This is a genomic window from Streptomyces sp. NRRL B-24085, assembly GCF_001282115.1.
In the GTDB taxonomy this organism is placed as follows: Bacteria; Actinomycetota; Actinomycetes; order Streptomycetales; family Streptomycetaceae; genus Streptomyces.
Genome location: NZ_LJBR01000436.1, coordinates 1 through 3,067, shown reverse-complemented (window position 1 = coordinate 3,067; position 3,067 = coordinate 1). Strand labels below are relative to the sequence as shown.

Annotated in this window: 3 protein-coding genes and 1 pseudogene; all 4 read right to left on the bottom strand. The window is 73.3% G+C overall.

What is annotated here, in order from left to right; translation table 11 throughout:
• Window positions 1-636, bottom strand: a 636-nt coding sequence (locus AOJ26_RS35875; RefSeq protein ID WP_053852543.1) for a hypothetical protein, incomplete at its 3' end; no start/stop codon positions are given.
• A 130-nt stretch (window positions 637-766) separates the two neighbouring features.
• Window positions 767-1,564, bottom strand: coding sequence for a type III pantothenate kinase (locus AOJ26_RS35870; RefSeq protein ID WP_053852542.1), 798 nt, complete (start codon window positions 1,562-1,564; stop codon window positions 767-769).
• Between the two features lie 5 nt (window positions 1,565-1,569).
• Window positions 1,570-2,556, bottom strand: coding sequence for a carboxylating nicotinate-nucleotide diphosphorylase (nadC, locus tag AOJ26_RS35865; protein WP_053852541.1), 987 nt, complete (start codon window positions 2,554-2,556; stop codon window positions 1,570-1,572).
• Window positions 2,557-2,561: 5 nt separating this feature from the next.
• Window positions 2,562-3,067, bottom strand: a pseudogene (locus AOJ26_RS35860) (L-aspartate oxidase); the annotation flags it as partial.

The following is a 3,067-nucleotide window of genomic DNA, read 5'->3' as shown; positions in this document are numbered from 1 at the left end:
GGGGAAGACCTCGCCCGGGGTGGGGATGGGCCGCGAGGGCTTCGGGGCCGCGGGAGCGGGCTTCTCCGCGGGCTTGGCCGGGGACTTCTCCGGGCGCTTCGCCGGCTCCTTGGCGTCCTGCACCGCCGGACCGCCCCCGACGGCTCCGGGCCACTCCTCGCGAAGCCCTCCGGAGCGGCCTCGGGAAAGCCCTCCGGGCAGCGCCAGGAGGCGTGTGCGGGACGCCGGGACCGCGGGCGCCGCCGGGGTGTGCCGGGCGCCCGTGGCGGCCGCGAGGCGGGCCCTCACGTCCCGTTCGGCCAGCATCTGGCAGCGGATCAGCAGCGCCGCGGCGGCGGGGCTGCCGCGCAGGGCTCGGAGCGCGGCGAGATCGTCGGGCTCGGGCCGGTACCCGGCGCCCAGCGCCTCCTCCAGCAGGGTGAGGTAGCCGGCGGCGGTGCCGGGCAGTGCAGCGCGGTACCGGCCGAGGTCGGCCACCAGGAAGGCGCGCAGCCGGGCACCCTCGCGCACCGCCTCGTCGAGGGACTCGGCGAGACGGTGGCAGTCCTTGATGTCCTCGGCCGAGGCAGGGGCGGGGTGAAGGGCGAGGGCGAGAGCGCGGCGGAGCACACGCAGCTCCTCCACGCCGAACGCCATGCCGCCGCGGGATCCGTATGGCGTGGGCATGCGGCGACAGTACGCGCTAATCAGACAAATTTGACATAAGGGACGGGTGTGGCGTGACCGGACCACCCCGATGCCGGTCCGGGCGCCCCGGCCAGGGAGGTCACATCCGCGAGACGTTCCGCTCGTACACCAGCCGCAGGCCCACCAGCGTCAGCCAGGGCTCGTGCTCGTCGATCACGGAGGACTCCCCGAGCACCATCGGCGCGAGCCCGCCGGTGGCGATCACCGTGACGTCCTCCGGGTCCTCCGCGAGCTCCCGGGCCATCCGGGTCACCACGCCGTCGACCTGTCCGGCGAACCCGTAGACGATCCCGGCCTGCATCGCCTCGACCGTGTTCTTGCCGATCACGCTCCGCGGCCGGGCCACCTCGATCTTCCGCAGTTGCGCCCCCTTCACGCCGAGCGCCTCCACGGAGATCTCGATACCGGGCGCGATGACCCCGCCGACGTACTCCCCGCGCGCGGACACCGCGTCGAACGTCGTCGCCGTGCCGAAGTCCACGACGATCGCGGGACCGCCGAAGAGCTCGACGGCCGCCACCGCGTTGATGATCCGGTCGGCGCCGACCTCCTTGGGGTTGTCGGTGAGGATCGGCACCCCCGTCTTCACGCCGGGCTCGACCAGCACGGCCGGCACGTCGCCGTAGTAGCGCCGCGTCACCTCGCGCAGCTCGTGCAGCACGGACGGCACGGTGGCGCAGATCGCGATGCCGTCGATGCCGTCGCCCAGTTCGTCCCCGAGGAGCGGGTGCATGCCCATCAGGCCCTGGAGCAGTACGGCCAGCTCGTCCGCGGTCCGGCGCGCGTCCGTGGAGATCCGCCAGTGCTCGACGATGTCCTCGCCGTCGAACAGCCCGAGGACGGTGTGCGTGTTGCCTACGTCGATCGTGAGGAGCATCGCGACTACTCCGCCTCGCGCAGGTCGAGGCCGATGTCGAGGATCGGCGAGGAGTGGGTGAGGGCACCCACGGCGAGGTAGTCGACGCCGGTGTCGGCGTACGCGCGCGCGTTGTCCAGCGTCAGCCGCCCGGAGGCCTCCAGCGCGGCCCGTCCGTGCACGAGCGCGACCGCCTCCTCGCACTCGCCGGGGGTGAAGTTGTCCAGCAGGATCAGGTCGGCGCCCGCGTCCACGACCTCCCGCAACTGGTGCAGGGTGTCGACCTCGACCTCGATCGGCACGTCCGGGAAGGCCTCGCGGACGGCCTTGAAGGCCTGGGCCACACCGCCTGCGGCGACCACGTGGTTGTCCTTGACCAGCGCCGCGTCGGACAGGGACATCCGGTGGTTGACCCCGCCCCCGCAGCGCACCGCGAACTTCTCCAGGGACCTGAGCCCCGGAGTCGTCTTCCGGGTGTCCCGCACGCGCGCCTTGGTGCCCTCCAGTGCGTCCGCCCACGCGCGCGTGGCGGTTGCGATGCCCGACAGCCGGCACAGCAGGTTCAGCGCGCTGCGCTCGGCGGTGAGCAGGTCACGCGTGCGTGTGGTGACCGACAGGAGCTTCTGCCCGGCCTCCACCCGGTCGCCGTCCTCGACGTGCCGCTCGACCTCGAACTCGTCCTCGCAGACCACCGAGACGACCGCCTCGGCGACCCTGAGGCCGCCCACGACGCCCGCCTCGCGCGCGACGAAGTCGGCGGTGGCGACGGCGTCCTCGGGGATGGTCGCGACGGTCGTCACGTCCACGCCGTGGTCGAGGTCCTCCTGGATGGCGACATTGGCGATGTCCTCGACCTCCACGGGGTCGAGCCCGGCGTCGGCCAGGAGCTGGGCGAGCGCGGGGTCGAGGCCGCACTCCAGGTACTCCTCGCCGAGACCGTCGGAGGCGGCGCCACAGGCACAGCCGTCGCCGCAGCCGCCGGACGGGACGAGGGGAAGGTCGTCGGTGCTCACTGGTGTCACTGCTCCTGAGGGTGCTGCCGGGTCGGGGGGAAGTCTGCGGTATCGGTGGTGTGCACGGCGAGGGTCCGGTCCGGATTGAGCCGTACGACGATGTGGCGGCGCCATGCCGTGTCGTCCCGGTCGGGCTGGTCCTCGCGCCAGTGGCAGCCGCGCGTCTCCTCGCGCAGCTGGGCCGCGGCGACCAGGACGCGGGCCACGCACAGGAGGTTGGTGGCCTCCCAGGTGTCGACGCCGGGCTCGGCCGTCTTGCCGTTCTCGGTGAGGGCGTCGCGGGCGTCGGTGTGCAGTTGCTGGAGCAGTTCGGCGGCCTTGGACAGGGACTCGGCGGAGCGCAGCACGCCCGCTCCCTGCGTCATGATCCGCTGGATCGCGAACCGGGCCTCGGGGCCGAGCAGCGGGTGGGCGGGCCGCTCGGGCTGTTCGACGGGGGCGGGCACGCGCGCGTGGAGGCCGGCACGGCTGGCCGCGATGTCGGCCACGATGCGCTCGGCGTAGACCAGGC